This is a genomic window from Brumimicrobium glaciale (genome assembly GCF_004152935.1).
GTDB lineage: Bacteria > Bacteroidota > Bacteroidia > Flavobacteriales_D > Crocinitomicaceae > Brumimicrobium > Brumimicrobium glaciale.
This window is the reverse complement of sequence record NZ_SETE01000002.1, coordinates 610,169-630,165: the sequence shown is the minus strand read 5'-3', so window position 1 is coordinate 630,165 and position 19,997 is coordinate 610,169. Positions and strand designations below refer to the sequence as shown.

Genomic DNA, 19,997 nt, shown 5'->3' with positions numbered 1-19,997 from the left:
TATATCCTTTTTAAGACATAAGTATTGTTTATAGCTTTATTATGACATAGAGGGCTTATGTCTTAAAATAGGCTTGTTGTGTTAATGGTTATTTGTGCTTGAATTAATTATCTCTCCATTCCCAAACCACAACAGCCCATTCAACTCCATCACCATCCACATAACTATGAATCTCTTCAAAGCCTACTTTCTTGTGTGCCTTTAGAGAACGAATATTAGATTTAGCAATCTCAGTAATCGAGAAATCATAACGCCCAGAAAAAGCTTCTTTATAGACACGGAAACAATTCTCGATTAATCCTTGACCTCTATAATCTTTATCAATACAAGCCTGACCGACCAGCATATAATCATAGTCAGAAACTATTTTTCCTTTGTAAATGATTTTATCAAATTCATCGAACATAGGAAAGATTATGGGAAGTTCATAGCGTGAAGATTTGGTCATGGCGAGCACGTAACCGACTACTTTATCTCCGTCTTTTGCAATTGCATGAGCTTCGATATTGGCTAAATCAGTAAGTGCTTCTGGTGTGTGATCAACAGTAACAAAACCGTTCTTTTCAATTTCTTCTTGTGAAAGGTTTTTCTTTAAATTGGCTTTTTGAAGGGTGAGTATGCCTTGGAGGTCGGTTTTGTTGGAAGATGTGGAGTATGTTATCATTTGGGGTGCTATCTGGACTTTATCGATTCGAAAGATATAAATAGATTCGGGTTTTTTATGTTATATTCTATAGCCCCTTTCCATAAATGTTTTTTGCTTCTGAATTTGACTTTAATCGCCCATTATCAGCATCAGCTATTCCTAATTCGATAGATTTATTTTCTTGATTAGATATCTCATCTGCCCAATCTGTTTTACTGCTTTGTTTCTGAATACCATATTTAAAAGCCTCATATTTTGCTTGAAATTCTTCTTGTCTATCAGTTCCTTTGATATCGATTTTATGGTCATTAAACTGATCAAGACTTTTCATATTTTTATTATTGGCTTTCATGATGTATTAAGATGATTCTTATAAAGTATACTGTTGATAGGCTGTTAAGATTCTTTAAGCTCAAGCTTTGGGAGCCCTGTTTTATTTAACATTTCATTTGCTTTCTCAAGTTTTTTAGGAAAAAGTATTTTATCATTAAAAAAATCTAATGACTTATCAATCAGAACTACTGATTTCAATTCGTATTTGTCTAGCTTCATAAATCAATTTCAGTTTAAACAGATATCGTTTTTAAATTCATAAGGTTAATAATAATTTCGCGCCATTTAATCAATCAAACAATTGATTTCTATCTTATTGAGCATTTAATATATAAATGTACAAAACAAACTAATCATTCCATAATGGATCAATCAATAAAATCGAAGAATAAAAATATCACTTCACCTTTAGAATTTGTTTTCTTATCATCTAACTGCTAGTAAATGACTGGCACAAAACGAACAGCTTTATCCATTATCCAAATGACAAAGTTCTTTGTCGTAGTTGTTTTGAAATATTCTATGTTATTTAGCCAGTTGTTAAGTAATCCTTAATAACTGAATTCTGCTCTAACTCTCCGTATTTCAGTATGTTTGATGTGTGGATGCTAATGTTTGGTACAGAGGTGGAAAAAAGTTTCACAAGTTTATTTTGGTTCATCCAAATATTGCCGCCTTTGGCGCATAAAACAAAACAGCTGCTTTTCCATCAGCAGTTTTATAGATGATTATATTTGGTTTGTTGTCCATTGAACTTGTTTTTTGAAAGATTAAAAATAAGGAATTAGTTTGAAGAGTGTAAGGGAAGTGTTGGATTTGATACATTTGACATCGATTTAACTTTTCGTATATTGTATTTAGTATTATATTGCATACATTTGAATAATTAAATAAACTTTTATTATGTCTAGTTTACATGTCAGAGCTGATTTGGGTTTTAATGATGGGAAGTATCATGTAGGTCTTTCATTAGTAGAATTTGAAGAAGATAACGTTACTATAATATATTCTCCTGCGTTAGACTTAAGTGGCTATGGTTATAGTCATTCTGAAGCAAAGGATTCTTTTTCTGAAGCTTTAAATGAATTTTTCAGATATACCAATAATAAAAACACTTTAGACAAGGTGCTCAAAGACTTAGGATGGAATATTAAAGGATCCAAAAAGAAGCCTAAATTTGATCCACCAAAAGATTCCGAATTAGTTACTTCAAATGCAATGTATAATGAAATTGTAAATAGTAAAAGTTATAAAGTGTCAAGAGAAAACGTTGAATTTGCTTATTAATTTTCATGTCGACTAAACACTTAAGAAATATACCACTCAAACTTTATCGAGATTTTTTACTAGATCAAGGTTGTTCATGTAATAGGACAAAAGGAGGACACGAGCATTGGTCCCGATCAGATTTATTAAGACCAATTACAGTTCAAACACACGTAGATCCAGTTCCAGAATTTATTATTAAAAATGCATTGAAACAACTAGGGTTAACAAAAAAAGATTTTACTGATTGGATTTAGTAAATTGAGAATGATTTCTTAAACAATTTATTTCCGGCAACATTTTTCTTCAATATTCTATGTTATTTAAGCAGTTGTCAAGGATTACTTGATAACTGAATATCAGCATAACTAATTGTACTACATGAGGTTATTTTTGAAAAACTTAATCCCTACCCGAAGGTCACAAAAAACTCTCCTCAAGAGCTTCCTTCAATCGTTCCGGTTCCGCTGTTCCCACCATCACAGATTTACTTTTACCATTGCTGATGTATTTTATTCTCACTGCTTTCAATCCATGAATGTTGTAAAGCATTCCCTTTGAAGTGAATCTAATTCCTAAGCCGTTATACCATGGAGTTTTTATTACTTGAACTTCTTCAAGCTGGTCAATTTTGAATTTGATTCTGATGAGTCCAATTCCATAGCTGAGTTTTAAAACTCTTCCATCAATTTCAATGCTTAGCTTGTAAAATAAAGCAACTATAATTACGAAGATTAACACAATGGCTTTAAAAGAATCCAAAGGAATTGGATCGCTGCCCCATTGGTTTTCATAGGCTAAATAAAAGATGAATAGGATGGGGAGGAATATTCCGATTATGAGCCATCCGATTTGTGTTTTTTTGTAGGGCATGGGAGTTATGATTTAAATAAACACTTAATATCTGATTGCTTGTTACTTTAGTGTTTTTTGTTGAGGTATCAATATTTTTGAATGAGGGAGGAGGTTTTGAAAACCTATTTTGAGTTAAAAAAAAAGTTAGCGTAATTATCCCTGTACAAGGCGCTTCTCATTATCTATAAAAAGTGTTATAAATGCGTTGATGTAATTTTTATAAAATTACTAAATATGATTTTAAATTATAGTCATCTAAAATACTATCTTTAACGATAGATACATGTTTAATATGAAAATTAAAAAAATTAGGATACAAAAGTTTCGAAGTATTAGTGACATTACTATTGATTTTTCTAAAAATCTTAATGTTTTCGTAGGTATTAATGGTTCAGGTAAAACATCTGTTTTAGACGCCATATCCATCTCTTTATCATGGTTAGTCAATAGGATACAAAGACAGAATGCATCAGGTTTGAGGATTCAAGATGACGATATTAGATATGATAACTCTTTCTCATCAATTGAGATTTTGGTTGAAGAAAAAAAGAATAATTATGAATGGAAAATTGTTAAAGGCGCTAGGGGAATAAATATTTTAGAAAAATCAGAGTTAAATGAGGTGTCCGAATTGGCTATTCAATTTCAAAAGAATCTGACCCAAAAGGAAGAGCTCCCAGTTATTGCGTACTACCCCATATCCAGAGCTGTTGATATTACAACACCCAGAATTAGCAATAGAGAGAATTTATACATTTTAGATGTATACGATAATGCCTTAAGTGGAAAAAGAAATTATCATTCTTTTTTCGAATGGTTTAGAGTTCAAGATGATATTTTAAATGAAAAATCTGTATCTAAAACTAAATGGATGCTGCAAAATAAGATGTTAATAAAAACTAGGGTTAGTAACATTGTAAATTTACTGAAGGACTCATTTAGATCTCATGAATCTAAAGAAGAATTGACGCACCGTGCCAATCGATTATTGAGAGATAAATTTATTTATGAAGACCCTAGAATTCTTTTTCATGAGCTATTAAACTTAATACGAATCATTGAAAAAAGAAGTGATCGAAATTCCCAAAAAGATTTTTATGAATTAGAATATATGTTTCATAAAATGGAAATATATAGTAAAGAATATGGTGATGAATTAATATCAATGAATGTTCGATATGAAGAAATTATTTTGGACACTATTAGTGATTTTAAATTTATTTATAAAGAAAATGAACAGAATTCTGAATTAACACATATTCTATGGGAGTTTTTCTCTTTGGCCATTGTATTAAGTTTATGGTGGATAAGTGAAAGAGGTAGAAAAAAGCTTGAAATAGCATTCAATGATTCCTTTATATATATCAAAGAAAGTTCTAGATATTTCGACTTAATTTTTGATGATCTTAATAATGCGATAAGAGGAATAATTAAAAGCGAGCTATTACAAAAAAAGAAAAATCAAAGAAGTGAGGGTAAAGAACTAAAGACAGTCGCCATGGCAATAGAGCAATTCGTACCTGAATATTCATTATTAAGAGTTAAAAGAACGCCAAGGCCTCACATGCTAATAAATAAGGGGGATTTAGAATATAATCTTAATCATTTATCAGATGGAGAAAAAAACTTAATAACACTTGTAGGGGATATAGCACGTAGGCTGGCTATTGCTAATCCATACTCTAACAACCCGTTGAGTGGAGATGGTATTGTGTTAATAGATGAAGTCGACATGCATTTACATCCTAGATGGCAAAGATTAATGATACCACAATTATTGAAGGTTTTTCCGAATTGTCAATTTATTATAACGACGCATTCTCCTCAGATAATCAGTCATATAAAACCTGAAAGTCTATTTTTATTTGAACAGAAAAACAATAGTCTTTCTTTCAAAAAGATTAATGAAACTTACGGAATGTCAATAGATCGAGTTGTTGAAAATATCATGGATGATGAAGCTAGGCCAGTAGAGGTACAAAAAAAAATAGATCATATTTTTGAACTTATTGAATTTAATAATTTATTAAAAGCAAAAGAAATGATTTTAGAGTTAAAGATTGAGATGCCTCATGATCCTGAGCTTTTGCGTGCAGAGATGTTAATTAGAAAGAAAAGGTTAAACAGATGAGGCAAATTATTAATAGGGCTGAGCCTATGTCATTCGTCTTTTGGCTGAAAAAAAATAAAAACAAGGAATGGAGTGATTTCTCTGGTTCTTTTGCTTATCATGAGTTGAGAGAGTATATGATAACAATTCAAGAAAAAATGTGTTGTTATTGTGAAATCAGCTTAAATACTAATAAAGAGGCTCATCTTGAACATTTAAAAAGTAGACATAATTATCCTATTGAAAGGTTTAATTTTGATAATATCTACGCTTCATGTCAATTCAATGATTCATGTGGTCACTTTAAAGGTCATGCTAATTATAATAAAATGGTATTACCGGATAGTGTTTGTGACCAGCGCTTTACTTATACGAATAATGGTTTGATCATTCCATCTGTTTCAGGTGATACTGCTGCTATTAACACAATTGAATCACTTAATCTAAATTGTAAAAGGCTAAAAAATGCAAGACAAGATATTATTCGCATAATTGAAGATATTAATGATACAGCTTTAGTCGATGAATATTTAATGAACTGTGTTGAATGGGTAAATGGTTTTTATACAGTTATTGAATACGCCAAGGTTGAAGGCTAAATTATAATCAGAATTAGTGGTATTTAGCGTAGCTTTTGTTTTGAAAAATCACTTATCTTTTTAATTGATAGATTTATTAAAGTAGAACGATGTATGAGTCGTTTTGCAACAAAGTATATTCCTGTAGCGTCTAATATCATTGCTGTGTAATCTGATTCGTTAGTATTTTAAGAACTTTAAAAGCTACTATTTCATGAATGGTTATTTATTTAATACTATTACCAATTTTTTTCACTTGCCAATTGATTCTTCTTTTATCAAATCGACTCATGTATGCCAAAGTGCTAGTAAATAGGATAGGAGTATTTATTAACACGTCGTTTAAGCTTTCAATTATACTTTCTGAATGCTTATCTTTTATGATATCCAATCCAAACTGTTCATCAAAAATAAATTCATAACCAAACCATATATTTTCGTGTTTATTATCTTTCTCAAACTTGTCTATTCCAAAGAAATTTGCCGCTCTGCTGTTACATACAATAATAATTTCTGGATTTATTGCTGATATAAGACTATGGCTTAATTTTAATTGTTCAACAATGAATTGAATATCATTTTTAAAAAATAAATTTATTTTATTTTGGTCAGTCTCTCTGTATTGGAAAAGATCAATGTACGACCAATCATTTTCATATTTTGTTCCTATAAGAAGTTCGCCAAAAGCCTTATAATGCCTTGGATAATCAATTATCGCTTTATCAATATCATATTGAAATGATTCATTTATAGATCCTAACGGAAATGATGGATTAATACCAATAAATAATGCTTTTCCCTTTTTGAATTTAGCAGCTACAAAACCTCTTTCAATAATAGCTTGTACATCTTTTGATGAAGATTTGTATTTAAATAATTCAGTCAGTTTACCTTGCGTTATATTATCAATTCCCATATTATTTATTACATTAATTTATTATCAACTAGCTAACTCATAATTGTCATACTGACTTGACCCTCTCCCCAAATTTAACATTTATTCCAAACCAACCCCTTATAATCCAGTATTATAAACAAAAAAAAGGAGCCCCATCTCTGAAACTCCTCTTCCAATACTATATAAAACTAAACCTCTTACTTCCTCTCAATCCATTCCCTTGCATTCACAAAAGCCTCCAACCAAGGAGAAACTTCGTCATTTCTACCATCTGGATAGTTCGCCCAGTTCCATTGGAATGTTGAACGTTCGATGTGTGGCATTGTTACCAAGTGTCTTCCTGAAGCGTCGCACATCATTGCTGTGTTGAAATCAGAACCGTTTGGATTTGCTGGATATTGATCGTAGGCATATTTCGCTACGATGTTGTATTTATCTTCAGCGTATGGTAATTTGAATTTCCCTTCACCATGCGAAATCCAAACTCCTAATGTTGTTCCTTCTAATGAAGATAGCATCACTGAATTGTTCTTTTGAATTTTCACAGAGGTAAATCCACTTTCGTGTTTCTTCGAATTGTTGTAGGTCATTTTTCCGTGGGCATCATGTTCTGGATTTACCAGGTCTAACTCCATAAATAACTGACAACCGTTACAAATTCCAACTGAAAGTGTGTCTTCACGTTTAAAGAATGATTCTAAGGCTAATTTTGCTTTTTCGTTGTATAAAAATGCACCAGCCCATCCTTTCGCCGAACCTAAAACGTCCGAGTTAGAGAATCCACCAACTGCACCAATAAACTGAATGTCTTCTAAAGTTTCACGGCCTTCAATTAAATCCGTCATGTGAATGTCTTTAACGTCAAATCCAGCTAAATACATCGCATTTGCCATTTCACGCTCACTATTACTTCCTTTTTCACGTATAATTGCAGCTTTTGGACGCAATTGAACGTTTTCCATTATTGGAAGTTTACCTGTGAACCCTTTAGGGAAAGTATACTTTAATGCTTGATTTTTGTAATTGTCAAAACGCGCTTTCGCTAATCCGTTTGCCGTTTGTTTTTGGTCTAACAAATAAGAAGTCTTAAACCAAGTATCACGCAATTGTGAAACCGTCATTGTGAAAGCATCCGTTCCGTTGATAATACTTACGAAATCGTTTTCTACCACTTTACCAATTTCATGGAACTTGATGTTGTTCGCTTCTAAAACAGTCGTAATACTTGCATCTTTCGATTGGAAAACAATTCCTGAATTCTCTGCAAATAATACCTTAAACGAATCTTCTTCATTCAAACTCGTCAAGTCGTATTCTGCTCCAAGGTTATTGTCTGCAAAACACAATTCCAATAGTGTAGTGATCAATCCACCAGAAGCCACATCGTGACCTGCAACGATTTGATCGTTTTGAATTAATTCTTGAATCGTATTGAATACCGTTTTAACATACCCAGCGTCTTTAACATCTGGTGCTTCATTCCCCAATTGACCCATAATTTGAGAGAAAGAACTTCCGCCCAATTTGAAATCATCTTGTGAAACGTTGATATAATAAATTGGACCTGCTTCTTTTTTGAAAACTGGCTCAACTACTTTTGAAATTGCATTACAATGTCCAGCCGCTGAAATAATCACCGTTCCCGGAGAAATTACTTCGTCGTTTGGATATTTTTGTTTCATCGATAATGAATCTTTCCCTGTTGGAACGTTAATTCCTAAAGCGATAGAGAAATCTGAAACCGCTTGCACCGCTTTGTATAGACGCGCATCTTCTCCAGGGTTTTTACAAGGCCACATCCAGTTTGCAGATAAAGAAACACTTTTCAAACCTTCTTCTAACGGCGCCCACATAAGGTTCGTTAAAGATTCAGTAATTGCATTTCTACTTCCTGCCGCTGGATCAATCAATGCTGCGATTGGAGCATGTCCAATTGATGTTGCAACACCTTCTTTTCCTTTGTAATCCAACGCCATCACCCCAACGTTGTTGAGTGGCAATTGCAATGGACCAGCACATTGTTGTTTGGCAACTTTCCCACCCACACAACGGTCAACCTTGTTCGTTAACCAATCTTTTGAACCTACAGCTTCCAATTGTAATAATTGGTCTAGGTAGTCGTAGAATTTATCTTTCTTATAATCTAAATCAGAATAAACACGTTTAACTGTGCTGTCTGTCATGATTGTTTTTGGCGAACTTCCAAACATATCTGTCAAAGCAAAATCCATTGGTTTTAAACCTGTAGATTTCGATTGGAATGTAAAGCGATTGTTGTTCGAAACATCACCTACCGTGTACATTGGAGAACGCTCACGATCTGCAATCTTCTGAAGTGTTTCAATATGTTTTTCGGCAATCACCAGACCCATTCGTTCTTGTGATTCGTTTCCGATAATTTCTTTAGCCGATAGAGTAGGATCTCCAACAGGAAGTTTATCTAAATCGATTAATCCTCCAGTATCTTCAACTAATTCACTCAAACAGTTTAAGTGACCTCCAGCTCCGTGATCGTGAATAGAAACGATGAAGTTCTCATCACTTTCAACCATTCCACGAACAGCGTTTGCCGCACGTTTTTGCATTTCTGGATTAGAACGTTGTACAGCATTCAATTCTATTCCTGAAGAAAACGCTCCAGTATCAGCACTTGAAACTGCTGCTCCACCCATTCCAATGCGGTAATTTTCTCCACCTAATAAAACGATTTTATCGCCTTCTTGTGGAATACCTTTTATTGCTTGGTCTGCTTTTCCATAACCAATTCCACCGGCTTGCATGATGACTTTATCAAACCCTAATTTTCTGTGGTCAGCATCTGCATGCGTATTCCCAGCATCGTGGTGTTCAAAAGTTAAAACAGAACCCGTAATTAAAGGTTGGCCAAATTTATTTCCAAAATCAGAAGCACCATTCGACGCTTTGATTAAAATATCCATTGGCGTTTGGTACAACCATTTTCTTTCTTCGAAAGCTTGTTCCCATGGACGCTCTTGCTCTAAACGAGAATAAGAAGTCATGTAAACCGCTGTTCCAGCAAGTGGCAAAGAACCTTTCCCACCTGCTAATCTATCTCTAATTTCTCCACCCGCACCAGTTGCAGCACCGTTAAAAGGCTCAACAGTTGTTGGGAAGTTATGCGTTTCAGCCTTCAATGAAATAACTGAATCGAATCTTTTTATGTCGTAATATTCTGGAATGTCAGCACGTTTTGGAGCAAACTGTTCAACGTTTGGACCTTTTACAAAAGCCACGTTATCCTTGTATGCCGAAACGATTCCGTTTGGATTTGCTTTTGCCGTATCTCTGATCATTCTGAATAAAGAGCGTTCTTTCTCTTCACCATCAATAACAAACGTTCCATTGAATATCTTGTGACGACAGTGTTCTGAATTCACTTGTGAAAATCCAAAAACTTCAGAATCCGTTAAAGGACGCCCGATTTTTTTAGCCATGGTTTCCAAATATTCAACCTCTTCATCGTTCAATGCCAAACCTTCCTTTTGGTTGTATCCGGCAATGTCTTCAATATTTAGAATCGCTTCTGGATCAATCTGAACGTTAAATGAATCTTGTTGAAGACCATCATATTTTTCAGAAATCATCGGGTCAAAATCCGTTGTATCTTTATCTACCGCTTGAAATTCTTCAATACGGAGGATATCAGAAATCCCCATGTTTTGTGTAATTTCAACTGCATTTGTACTCCACGGTGTAATCATAGCCGCACGAGGACCAACAAAAAAAGCACCTAATGATGCTTGTTCTATCTTTGGTTGGTCACCAAATAACCACACCAATTTGGCAGTAGTTTCAGTTGATAATTCTTTTGTTGTTTGAACAGTAAATACTTTACCGTTTACGTTTCCAAAGAAGTGAATCATTATATAGGATTTGAATGTTATTTTATGGCTGCAAATTTAAGCTTTTAAAATGAGAATGTGGTTTAAAAAGTGGCTTGAATAAAATGTATTTAGGGGAATGGTTGGTGGGGTTGTGTTGGTGGTGGTTTTGATGACGGAACGCGGGACTTCGGCAAGCTCAGTCACCGCATAACGGATGCAAGCAGCGCGGATTTACACGGATTTTATTTTGGTGCGGAGAAGTGTAAAACTTAAGAAATAAGGGATTCCTCGTCGTTGCACTCCATCGGAATTACAGGTGTTGGGGTGTTATGGGACGGGAGAAATATTGTTCAAGCGGAGCTTGAGCAATATTTCTCCCGAAAACCTCCTTATAAGATTGTCATTCCGAATGTTTTTCAAAACCAACGGTTTTAAAAAATAGAGGAATCCCTTCTTTTTTTTTGAAATAGACATTTTAGAATTGCAGGTAGATAAATACTAGTGATACAAGATAAAAAATTATGGGTTTTTAATCCGTGGAAATCATAGGTCGGAGATCCGTGTCATTCATCAACCATAATTTTCGAAATCCTCACCCGATGCAATCTCTGCAATAAAATTGGATACAAATTTCCAATGATATTTATTATTGTCATGATAATTACGAGAGAATAATATCCTCGTGGAATTAGAATAATTGAAAGAATAGATATGCCAATCAAAGCGGCGAAATGACCAAATTCTGATTGTTTTGTTTGAAAAATGAAGTTTTTTAATCCAGATTTTGTTCCATTAAAGTATTTTTTTCTATTCTTCTTAGTTCCCCAAAAGGCAAGCATGAGAAGCATTTGAAAATATTTAACACCAAGAATTCTGCTAATTTTAACTAAGATTTTTGGATTCTTTAGTTTGTAATAGCTTTTGGGTAAAACTTTATTTGTTGGATAAGCAAAACCTAAAAAGGCGAAAATTCCGGTGATGTATAGCGTGAGTAGAAATGCAAAGAAGAAAGTTAATCCAAATCCATACTCTTTTGGTTCTGTCGAGATTAGAATCCTCATTAGTTCGATCATTCTAAATGCTAGAAAAATGGAAAGTAATGGAAATATGATTTTCTTTAATAAGTTCAAATGGGTTGAGTTAAATAGAGAAAAATTGATTCATTAATATTTGTTTAGCATGCGTTTTTGTTGTGGAAATCATTCTCTTTTATTGGCCTGAGATCTTTTGTAAAGTATATATACGATCAATACTCCTCCAATCATCAATTGAATATAGGCTTTGTAATTGTCTTGGAAATTCAAATTGTCGAAGTCCAAATAAGTAATTCCGAAAGTCATTAGAAGTATAGCTGAAAGCTCAATTATTCCAAATTTTTTCATAGTGTATGTATTTTGAATAAATGTACAATTAAAAATGATACTTTTTCACCGATTTATGTTTTTATTGAAACATGACTTTTGAACGGTTTTCAATTAATTGTAAGAACTATTAATCTGGTCTATTTAATATTTTGATACTTTCGTAATGAGAATTTAAACGATTAGAATATGAGCACACCCTATATAATTTTTGGAATAGTAATGCTTCACATTGTGGTTGGTTTTGGTTATGTTTTTTGGAAAATTTTCAAGAAAAAACCCTAATCTATTTCTTGTGTTATATAACTTACATGACTGAATATCAAAGTAAATGTGATTGGTGTTACCATCTTTTTTAACCAAGTCTAGTCTGCACATCTTTTGACTGATTACACCTCGAGATTTCAAAAAGAGTAAAATAAAAGAGCGTTTATAAATAAAATATGTTAGTTTAGTGTTGTAAAACACAACTACATATTATGACAATAGCTTACGTATTCTTCACCTTAGTGATTCTGCATTTTTTTGCATTAATAGGATTAGTGGTTTGGAAATTTTATAGAGGGAAGTGAAGAGTGGGGGGGAGAGAGTGAGAAAGAGAATGAGAGCGGAGAAAAAGGCTTCGATTTGTTGTTTTGCTTTTCTTGAATGTTTAGGTTTCAATTTTGGGGTTAGAATAGAGTGAGAAAGAGAATGAGAGCGGAGTTTGGGCTTCGATTTGTTGTTTTGCTTTTCTTGAATGTTTAGGTTTCAATTTTGGGGTTAGAATAGAATAGAGTGAGAAAGAGAGTAAGAGCGAAGAAAAAGGCTTCGATTTGTTGTTTTGCTTTTCTCGAAGGTTTAGGTTTCAATTTTAGTGTTAGAATAGAGTGAGAAAGGGAATGAGAGCGGAGGTTTGGCTTCGATTTGTTGTTTTGTTTTTCTCGAAGGTTTTGGTTTCAATTTTGGAATTAGGATAGAGTGAGAAAGGGAATGAGAGCGGAGAAAAAGGCTTCGATTTGGTGTTTTGTTTTTCTTGAATGTTTAAGTTTCAATTTTGGGGTTAGAATAGGGAGCTAGAGCGAAGAAGGAATAACGATATACTATTCGTCTTCCATTTTATCATTTATGATTTTCAAAACTTTTCCGGACTGTTCCAATTGAATGTAATGTCCTGTATTTGAAATCAAAATTAATTTACTGTTCTGAACTTCGCTATGTAAATTCTCAGCATCTTTTCTAAATGTACTTTTAGCATTTTCCGCTGTAATAAAAGTCATTTCAACATCAATATTCTTGTATTTTCCTGATATAGCTTTTAAATCTTCTGGTAGATTAACAATCTCTTTTGCATTAGAGTAAATCACTTTCGGCTGAGACCAAATATTTTGTCTTTCTTCAATATAGAAATCAATATTTTTTTCATTTTCTGGAGATTTAAACATGGATAAAACTCCTTTTTTCATCTCATGTTTCCCAATAGTAAAAGCTGAAATAAAAGCGATACCTTTTCCTAAAATAGGAGCGGAGACCAATCTATTAGTGATGTTTGGTTCGACTTTGTAAAATGGCGAATCAATAATCAGATATTCCCGATTTTTCATTTCTGAATGAACAGCCATATAAGCCGCAACAGAACCACCATAAGAATGACCAATAATCATCGGAGATTCTAATTTCAATTCCTTAATTAATTGCTCAGCGAGTTCAGCATTGTCTTTTAAATGATAAGTATATTCATTCGAAGAACTAAAACCATGTCCCAATCTATCAAAAGCAGTAACCCTAAAATCTTTTGCTAATTTGTCAATCATAATCGTCCAATCTTCAATTGATCCTGGCGTTCCGTGAATAAACAAAATATCTTTACCACTTCCTTTTTGGATGAATCTAATTTTTTCATTTCCAATAGAAATAAAGCTGTTTTCTCCATTTTCATCTTGATAAAAATTCCCAATATCTGTTTGTCCAAGAAGTATGGAGAAAAGCAATAAAAATCCAATTATTGAGAAGATATATTTTAGGGCTTTCTTGATGTTTTTCATAATTGGGTTTTAAAATAAATACTCTCGTTTCATTTTTGTTTTAAAGATATTCTTTTTGACAATATAAAATGCTTGCTTGTTTTACCAGTTTTCACCTTTTCCTACTTTATGGATTATTTTTCGACCCATTCCTGAAGTTACATAACTCATGATAGTTTCATATTGAGCATCACCTTTAGCATTTTGATAATGCAGTTGAATAGAACAATCATTTGGAATATTTATCCAAACATTTTCAGTTTCTCCATTTTTAATCAAATCGATGTTTTTGTTTTCACATCCAGTAATACTCATGTTTTTAATATCTGATCCAGAGTTATTTTCAATAGTAATTCGTATTGTTCCAATAAAATAGATACCCATCATAAAATAGAATATTGCCACCGGAATATTCAACAATATCCAAGTAATACTTCGGTAAATTTTTTTAGAATTCTCAGAATTTGAAGCTTTTACCAATAGAAAAATCATGATGCCAAAATTAACTACCAAAGCACCGAGAAAAAAGAAATATCCCCTAAATCCATATTTCGTATCTCCAGTAAATAAAAATAACAAACAGATTAGTGAGGCTATTAAGAATGTAATTATCGCTGTTCTTTTACCAAGTTTTTCGTATGAATATTGTTTTTTCATTCGTCTCTAAAGTTTACTTTTCCTCTCTGTGAAACTTTGCGTCATTCTTCCTTTTCCCTCCGTGCAACTCTGTGAAAACCTCTCTTTTATCCTCGTTTAAAAAACAAGTGCTTTAGGCTCTCTCTGCGTCCCGACAACTGTACGGGACTCTGCCCCTCTGCGAATCTTTGCGTCATTCTTCCCTGAAGAACTTTTCCTTACTTATCTCCGAAGTTTGTTTCATACCTCAAAATAGCCTTTCTCAAATTACTAGACAAAGCCACCAACCAAATCAGCTGATTACTCACCAAGTGCGCTTCTTGCAATTCATGCAAATCTGCTTTATTAATTTTTAAAACACCTTCCTTGATATTCGCATCACGCTCTTCAGATAATACCTGATAGTTTTCCAAAAGCCTTTCTTTCGCTTCTTTGATATTTCCGTGAGGTTGAACTTTGAATTGGTGATCGGTATCTAATAAAATTGCCGTTCTGGACAAAGTATTCGTTATTTTCGAAAATAATGCACTCGTTTCAACAGAAATTGGAGTCGTTTTGTGACTTTGGATGAAACTACCTAACGAAGCAATTCCAGACAAAATAGTTTGATTTAGCGTTACAATATCATAAATCAATTTGAATTCTACTTGTTTAGATTTTGGATCTTGTGTAATTCTCTGAAATGCTGCACTCAATTCGCTCAAAGCTAAAAAAGCCTCTTTTCGAGCTAATTTATAAGTAAGAGAATTAGCTTCTTTATCGATGTAAAATTCTTGTGTTGCATTCAAATAAGCGTTGTTTTTCTTCACCGCTTTAAATAAAACTGTTTTTAGGTTGAGCGCCTCCCAACTCGGAAATAAAGTCGCAATCGCCAAGTAGGAAATGACTCCTCCTAAAACGGTGTCTATAACGCGGTATTGAATAACGGAAAATGCATTCGGATGAATAAATGAGTAGATAAAGACAACATTCAAAGTAATAAAAGCAGCTGCCCATCTATAATTTTGCTGCATTAATGAAAACGCCAGAATAAGAGAAATGACTGCAAGAACTCCGTATACATAAGGGTTTTGAGTAATGATGACTATCCCAAAAGCAATTACACCACCGATCACAGTTCCAACAATTCTGTCTTTTGCACGCTCTTTTGTTAATCCATAATTTGGACGAAGAATTACCAAAACAGTTAACATAATCCAATATGCATTTTGTATTTCAAAGATGTTTCCCAAAACATAAGCAAAGACCATAGCAATTGTCAATCGCAATGCATGGCGCAAAATCACAGAATCTAAAGCAAAATGTTGCAATAAAATCTTCGGTTTATATTCTTGAAGTGTCAAGAATTGCTTTGCCTCACTTCGTTTAAGCGTAACTTTAGAAGTATCATTTATGTTCGCTAAAGCATAACCAATAGCTTCGACTTCTTGAAATATTTGTTTCTGGAAATCGTGTAAATTCCGCATCATCAAAGCGCCTTCACGTGCTTGTGGAAGTTTGTGAATTTCAATATAATCCGCAATGGTATTGTGCGCTTCTTTCAAACATTTCTCTATACTTTCTTTACTCGGAATTGCTGATTTAGTTATGAGCACAGTTGAAAGCGCTGATAATTGTTCACTCATCGACATATTCAGTCGACTAAATTTTTCTAAGTGCTTATTTTCTTTTCCAAACAGTTTATCAAAACTTTCATAATCCCAGCTATTGGCAATCACCAATTCATAAATATCAACTAATGAAATAAAAATCAATAAACGTTTTTCATCGAAATGAGAACGACCAGAACGTTTACGACTAGCCAATAATAGTTCTCTTAAAGTTTCGTGTTTTTCATTAATTTGAGATTGTAAAACGAAAGTTTGCTTGATTAATGGCTTTCTATCTCCTTCTTCAATTAATAGTTTCGCACGAACTTCAAGGTATTCTCCAGTCAGTTTTAATGTTTCCGACAAGAGTTGATCATCATCTTTTTTAGGAATGATTTTGTGGAAAGTCACTGAAGCTAAAATGTACCAAAGTCCACCCAATACCATATAAAAAGCATGGATCCAGATCTCAGCAGATGTAGTTTTGTCAACCACCAAGGCCAATGTCATGGCTAATAAACTTGAGAATCCAACCAATGAAGCCCTAAATCCGAAAGCAGATAAAAACGATAATCCAAAAGTGAGAATACTGATGAAAAACAAAATTAAATAGAAATTGGGTCTGGCATATAAAATCAGCACGGTCATTAAAGTCGTGAGTAAAATACTGATTAAAGTTCCGTTGACTTTTCTGCGTAAACTCCCAGGAATATCACTTGGAGAGTTTAGAAAAGCTCCAAAAATAAACGATGGAGCAAGACTCATATAACCAAGCGCATTGAAGGACAGCAAAGGTATAATTAACGACAAAGTAATGACCACACCTCTGAAAAAGTGGGAGCTTTTTATGAATAACTCAAATCTTGTGCGTCTACTTTTTGTCATGCTTGGAATTGTAGGGTGCAAAGGTAAGGAAACTTGAAGGTTTTAATACAAAGAATTGTGCCTGTGGCAAATTAAAAATTAACCGCCAAGTTGCAGAAATTTTCGCTGAGGTCGCAAGGAAGAAGAAATTTATGGCTTTTAATAATTAACCAAGCTGCGGCGAGATTTTATCTCATGGTCTTGGTTAATTATTAAAAAGAAAGCTAACCTTCCAATAATATCACTACTTTCGCGCCACATTTCGGTTTCACTTTGTGAATGAAAAGGGAATTCTGTGAAAATCAGAAACTGTTCCCGCAACTGTAAAAGTTCGTATTTAATTAGAAATACCACTGACTGTCACTCGACAGTTGGGAAGGTTAATTAATGAGCTAAGTCAGGAGACCTGCCAGAATGTAAATAATTCACTTTCGGAGAAAAAGTAGAATGAGAGACATTTTGGCCATTTGTCTGTGCTTTCTATTGTTTTTCCATTTTATTAATTTTTAATCATTATTAAAATGAGAACACAATTTACCTTTTTATTATTTGTAATTTTTTCAGCGTTTAGTTACGCGCAAACTTTCTACAACCTAGAGGTTGTTGCCGAAGGAAACTTTGGTTCTACAAATGCAGATGTTTACACAGTGACTAACTATACAAATCCAACGTCAACATCGGCAGGAGCGTATCAAACAGCAAACTCCTCAGCAGGGTTTGATGTCTTACAAGATTTTGGAGTTTTTGGAAACAAAGCTTTGATGATCGAAAAACCTTCGGGACCAGGCAGAATCACTATTGTTGATTATCCAGCATTCACAGAAGTACATACTTTTACAACTTCAGATGCACCACAAACATTGGTAATGGCGAGTCAAACTAAAGGGTACGTTGCAACTGGAAATCCGAAAACAATTCAGTTTGTGGATTTAGTGAATAACACAATTGCACCTGTTGCTGACCCAAATAATAATATAAGCGCAACAGCTCAATTCATGTTGCAAGCGAATGGATTTATTTATGCTCAAATGGGATCAAACGTTATCAAAGTGGACACACTCACGCAGACTATTTCTGGTGTTGTTGCTCCAGGAATTGGTACTATCAAAGGAATGGTTTTCGATGAACTAACAAATTTAGTTTGGGTAATGAATGGTTCAGGATCATTGATTTCTGTTGATGTTTTAAATAGTGATGTAATAGGAACTGAAATCTTAACTGGCGTTCCTGGATCAACATTATTGCGTAAATATGATTCGAAATTGTATTTCTGGAATTTATCAAATAAAGAATTATTCATCTATAACACAGTAACGTCATCAACTTTACCATTGGTTTCATCGTACACAAGCACATTGGCTGGTGGTTCATGGTCATTTGGATACGGTCGCTCGTTTGATATCGACGAAAACACTGGAGATTTCGCAATTTGTTCAGCAGATGGATTTGCTGCACCTTCACTTTTTGAAGTAGTTGACGGAACAACATTTACTGTAATTGATTCTGGATCAGCTACTGGTGTTGCAATTGCAAATAAATGCATTCTAAAAACTTTCCCAGCTGGAAGTGCTGTTCCGGTTCCTGATGTTGCAATTTTAGCAACTGTAAATGCAGAATGTGAAGCTACGTTGACCGCACCAACTGCAGATGTAGGAACAATCACAGCGACAACTAATGATCCATTGACATATTCAACGCAAGGAACTTTTACTGTTACTTGGACTTACACAAATTCAAATGGTACAGAAACGCAAACACAAGAAGTTGTGATTGAAGATGAAACTGCACCAATGGCGGATGTAACTCCTTTGCCAACTTTGGAATTGTCGTGTGATAGTATTATTGTAAACTTCCCAGTTGCAACAGATAACTGTGCTGGAATTATTATTGCAACCACAGTTGATCCTTTGAGCTATGCAACAGCAGGGACTTACACAATTAACTGGACTTATGTAGACGCTGTAGGAAATGAAACTCAGCAAACACAAGCTGTTCAAGTGACTTGTTCAGATTTAGGTTTATCAGATTATGCAGTAAATAATGTGAATATTTATCCAAATCCAGCAACTGATGTTTTAAACATTGAAACGGATGAGGTGAATTTTGTAGGACAATTGATGAATACGCAAGGACAGACATTAATGAAATTTGAAAATCAGAAAACGATTCAAATTGGAGATTTACCAAATGGAGTTTATTATTTGAAAATAAGCAACATTTCAGGAGTTGTGATTAAGAAAATAGTGAAAAAGTAGAAGGAATTCAAACTACTAATTTTACTGCAATTTAAAAAAGCTGGTCTCGATTTGGGACCAGCTTTTTATGTTTTTTAACGAGGTTAAAATGAAGCTTTTTCCTTTAAAAAGTTAAGATTCAAATAATATTACGAGCATAGTCATCCATCCCTTCCTCTGAAATAGCAAGTAAATCCTTATCATTCCTCATGCGTCTAAAAGACTTGATATATTCCTTTCTATTCAATTCGTCTAAATAATTATTAAGCGCTTTCTCGATGAGGATGTTTTTATCAACCCCCATTTCAATGGCTTTTTCTTCTAAAAGTCGGAGTAGGGAGGAAGGAAGTGAAATAGTGAAGTCTGACATTTTTTATTGATTTAGAATTACGTACAGTAAATATAACTATTTATTCTTTAATTAGTTGCGTTATAATTGGTTGATTTTTTTCTTTAGGGAGCCTTAATCTGTCTGCGTTTTCTAGTTGCTTTCTCGCTTTGTTACGTGTTTAAAAAGCTGGCAAAGAGCTTCCGTAGGTCGCTTTCACCAACTTAAAACACTGTGCAAGCAAGTTCAGCAAGCTATTCATCTCCGTCAGGGCTTGGCGATGGGAACATTTTGAGATTTTGAAAGGAAGAAATGAAGATGTTATTGCTTTAAATGAAAATGTGTTTTGATAACTTCTCAAATTGGTAGTGTAAACCTATAGGAATGGGGAAAATGAATAAGAAAGACTACAGAGAACTAGCTCATAGAAACTAATGTCTTTCCAGTAAAA

The 19,997-nt window shown here is 33.7% G+C and carries 16 protein-coding genes and 1 riboswitch; of the genes, 4 read left to right on the top strand and 12 right to left on the bottom strand.

The window, feature by feature from the left end:
• Nucleotides 1–103: 103 nt before the first annotated feature.
• The 3 genes from ERX46_RS06325 to ERX46_RS17495 form a co-directional block, all read right to left on the bottom strand.
• A complete protein-coding gene (locus tag ERX46_RS06325) occupies nucleotides 104–664 on the bottom strand; it encodes a GNAT family N-acetyltransferase (protein WP_130092994.1) in 561 nt (186 codons plus the stop codon).
• Between the two features lie 67 nt (nucleotides 665–731).
• Nucleotides 732–977 (bottom strand): hypothetical protein, encoded by a 246-nt coding sequence (locus ERX46_RS06320; RefSeq protein WP_130092993.1) that lies wholly within the window; start codon nucleotides 975–977, stop codon nucleotides 732–734.
• A 65-nt stretch (nucleotides 978–1,042) separates the two neighbouring features.
• Nucleotides 1,043–1,198 carry a hypothetical protein gene (locus ERX46_RS17495; RefSeq protein WP_165366169.1) on the bottom strand — a complete coding sequence of 52 codons (156 nt, stop codon included), beginning with the start codon at nucleotides 1,196–1,198 and terminating at the stop codon, nucleotides 1,043–1,045.
• 684 nt (nucleotides 1,199–1,882) lie between these two features.
• Between ERX46_RS17495 and ERX46_RS06310 the strand changes: the two genes are divergently transcribed.
• Nucleotides 1,883–2,266, top strand: coding sequence for a hypothetical protein (locus ERX46_RS06310; protein WP_130092992.1), 384 nt, complete (start codon nucleotides 1,883–1,885; stop codon nucleotides 2,264–2,266).
• A 399-nt stretch (nucleotides 2,267–2,665) separates the two neighbouring features.
• On the opposite strand, the gene ERX46_RS06300 is transcribed toward ERX46_RS06310, so the two are convergent.
• Nucleotides 2,666–3,118 (bottom strand): hypothetical protein, encoded by a 453-nt coding sequence (locus ERX46_RS06300; protein ID WP_130092990.1) that lies wholly within the window; start codon nucleotides 3,116–3,118, stop codon nucleotides 2,666–2,668.
• A 274-nt stretch (nucleotides 3,119–3,392) separates the two neighbouring features.
• Here ERX46_RS06300 and ERX46_RS06295 point away from each other — a divergent pair, with 274 nt between their 5' ends.
• Nucleotides 3,393–5,231, top strand: a complete 1,839-nt coding sequence (locus tag ERX46_RS06295; protein ID WP_165366168.1) for an AAA family ATPase — start codon at nucleotides 3,393–3,395, stop codon at nucleotides 5,229–5,231.
• Nucleotides 5,228–5,809 carry a retron system putative HNH endonuclease gene (locus ERX46_RS06290; RefSeq protein WP_130092988.1) on the top strand — a complete coding sequence of 194 codons (582 nt, stop codon included), beginning with the start codon at nucleotides 5,228–5,230 and terminating at the stop codon, nucleotides 5,807–5,809. Before ERX46_RS06295 ends, ERX46_RS06290 begins: the two co-directional genes overlap by 4 nt.
• A gap of 205 nt (nucleotides 5,810–6,014) precedes the next feature.
• On the opposite strand, the gene ERX46_RS06285 is transcribed toward ERX46_RS06290, so the two are convergent.
• The 7 genes from ERX46_RS06285 to ERX46_RS06255 form a co-directional block, all read right to left on the bottom strand.
• Nucleotides 6,015–6,704, bottom strand: a complete 690-nt coding sequence (locus ERX46_RS06285) for a hypothetical protein (protein ID WP_130092987.1) — start codon at nucleotides 6,702–6,704, stop codon at nucleotides 6,015–6,017.
• A gap of 179 nt (nucleotides 6,705–6,883) precedes the next feature.
• On the bottom strand, nucleotides 6,884–10,570 hold the full coding sequence (purL, locus tag ERX46_RS06280; RefSeq protein WP_130092986.1) for a phosphoribosylformylglycinamidine synthase: 3,687 nt from the start codon (nucleotides 10,568–10,570) through the stop codon (nucleotides 6,884–6,886).
• 524 nt (nucleotides 10,571–11,094) lie between these two features.
• Nucleotides 11,095–11,592: a glycosyl-4,4'-diaponeurosporenoate acyltransferase CrtO family protein gene (locus ERX46_RS06275; RefSeq protein ID WP_242494540.1), complete on the bottom strand. Its 498-nt coding sequence runs from the start codon at nucleotides 11,590–11,592 to the stop codon at nucleotides 11,095–11,097.
• 138 nt (nucleotides 11,593–11,730) lie between these two features.
• Nucleotides 11,731–11,913, bottom strand: coding sequence for a hypothetical protein (locus tag ERX46_RS06270; protein WP_130092984.1), 183 nt, complete (start codon nucleotides 11,911–11,913; stop codon nucleotides 11,731–11,733).
• A 1,061-nt stretch (nucleotides 11,914–12,974) separates the two neighbouring features.
• Nucleotides 12,975–13,916 (bottom strand): alpha/beta fold hydrolase, encoded by a 942-nt coding sequence (locus ERX46_RS06265; RefSeq protein ID WP_130092983.1) that lies wholly within the window; start codon nucleotides 13,914–13,916, stop codon nucleotides 12,975–12,977.
• Nucleotides 13,917–13,997: 81 nt separating this feature from the next.
• Nucleotides 13,998–14,552, bottom strand: a complete 555-nt coding sequence (locus ERX46_RS06260; RefSeq protein ID WP_130092982.1) for a hypothetical protein — start codon at nucleotides 14,550–14,552, stop codon at nucleotides 13,998–14,000.
• Between the two features lie 197 nt (nucleotides 14,553–14,749).
• Nucleotides 14,750–17,005: an FUSC family protein gene (locus tag ERX46_RS06255; protein ID WP_130092981.1), complete on the bottom strand. Its 2,256-nt coding sequence runs from the start codon at nucleotides 17,003–17,005 to the stop codon at nucleotides 14,750–14,752.
• 225 nt (nucleotides 17,006–17,230) lie between these two features.
• Nucleotides 17,231–17,412, top strand: a riboswitch (cobalamin riboswitch).
• A gap of 93 nt (nucleotides 17,413–17,505) precedes the next feature.
• On the opposite strand from ERX46_RS06255, the gene ERX46_RS06250 reads away from it, so the two are divergent.
• On the top strand, nucleotides 17,506–19,239 hold the full coding sequence (locus ERX46_RS06250) for a T9SS type A sorting domain-containing protein (RefSeq protein ID WP_130092980.1): 1,734 nt from the start codon (nucleotides 17,506–17,508) through the stop codon (nucleotides 19,237–19,239).
• A gap of 118 nt (nucleotides 19,240–19,357) precedes the next feature.
• Here the strand turns inward: ERX46_RS06250 and ERX46_RS06245 are convergent, their stop codons facing one another.
• Entirely contained in the window at nucleotides 19,358–19,588 is a 231-nt protein-coding gene (locus ERX46_RS06245; RefSeq protein WP_130092979.1) for a ribbon-helix-helix protein, CopG family, read from the bottom strand.
• Between the last annotated feature and the right edge of the window lie 409 nt (nucleotides 19,589–19,997).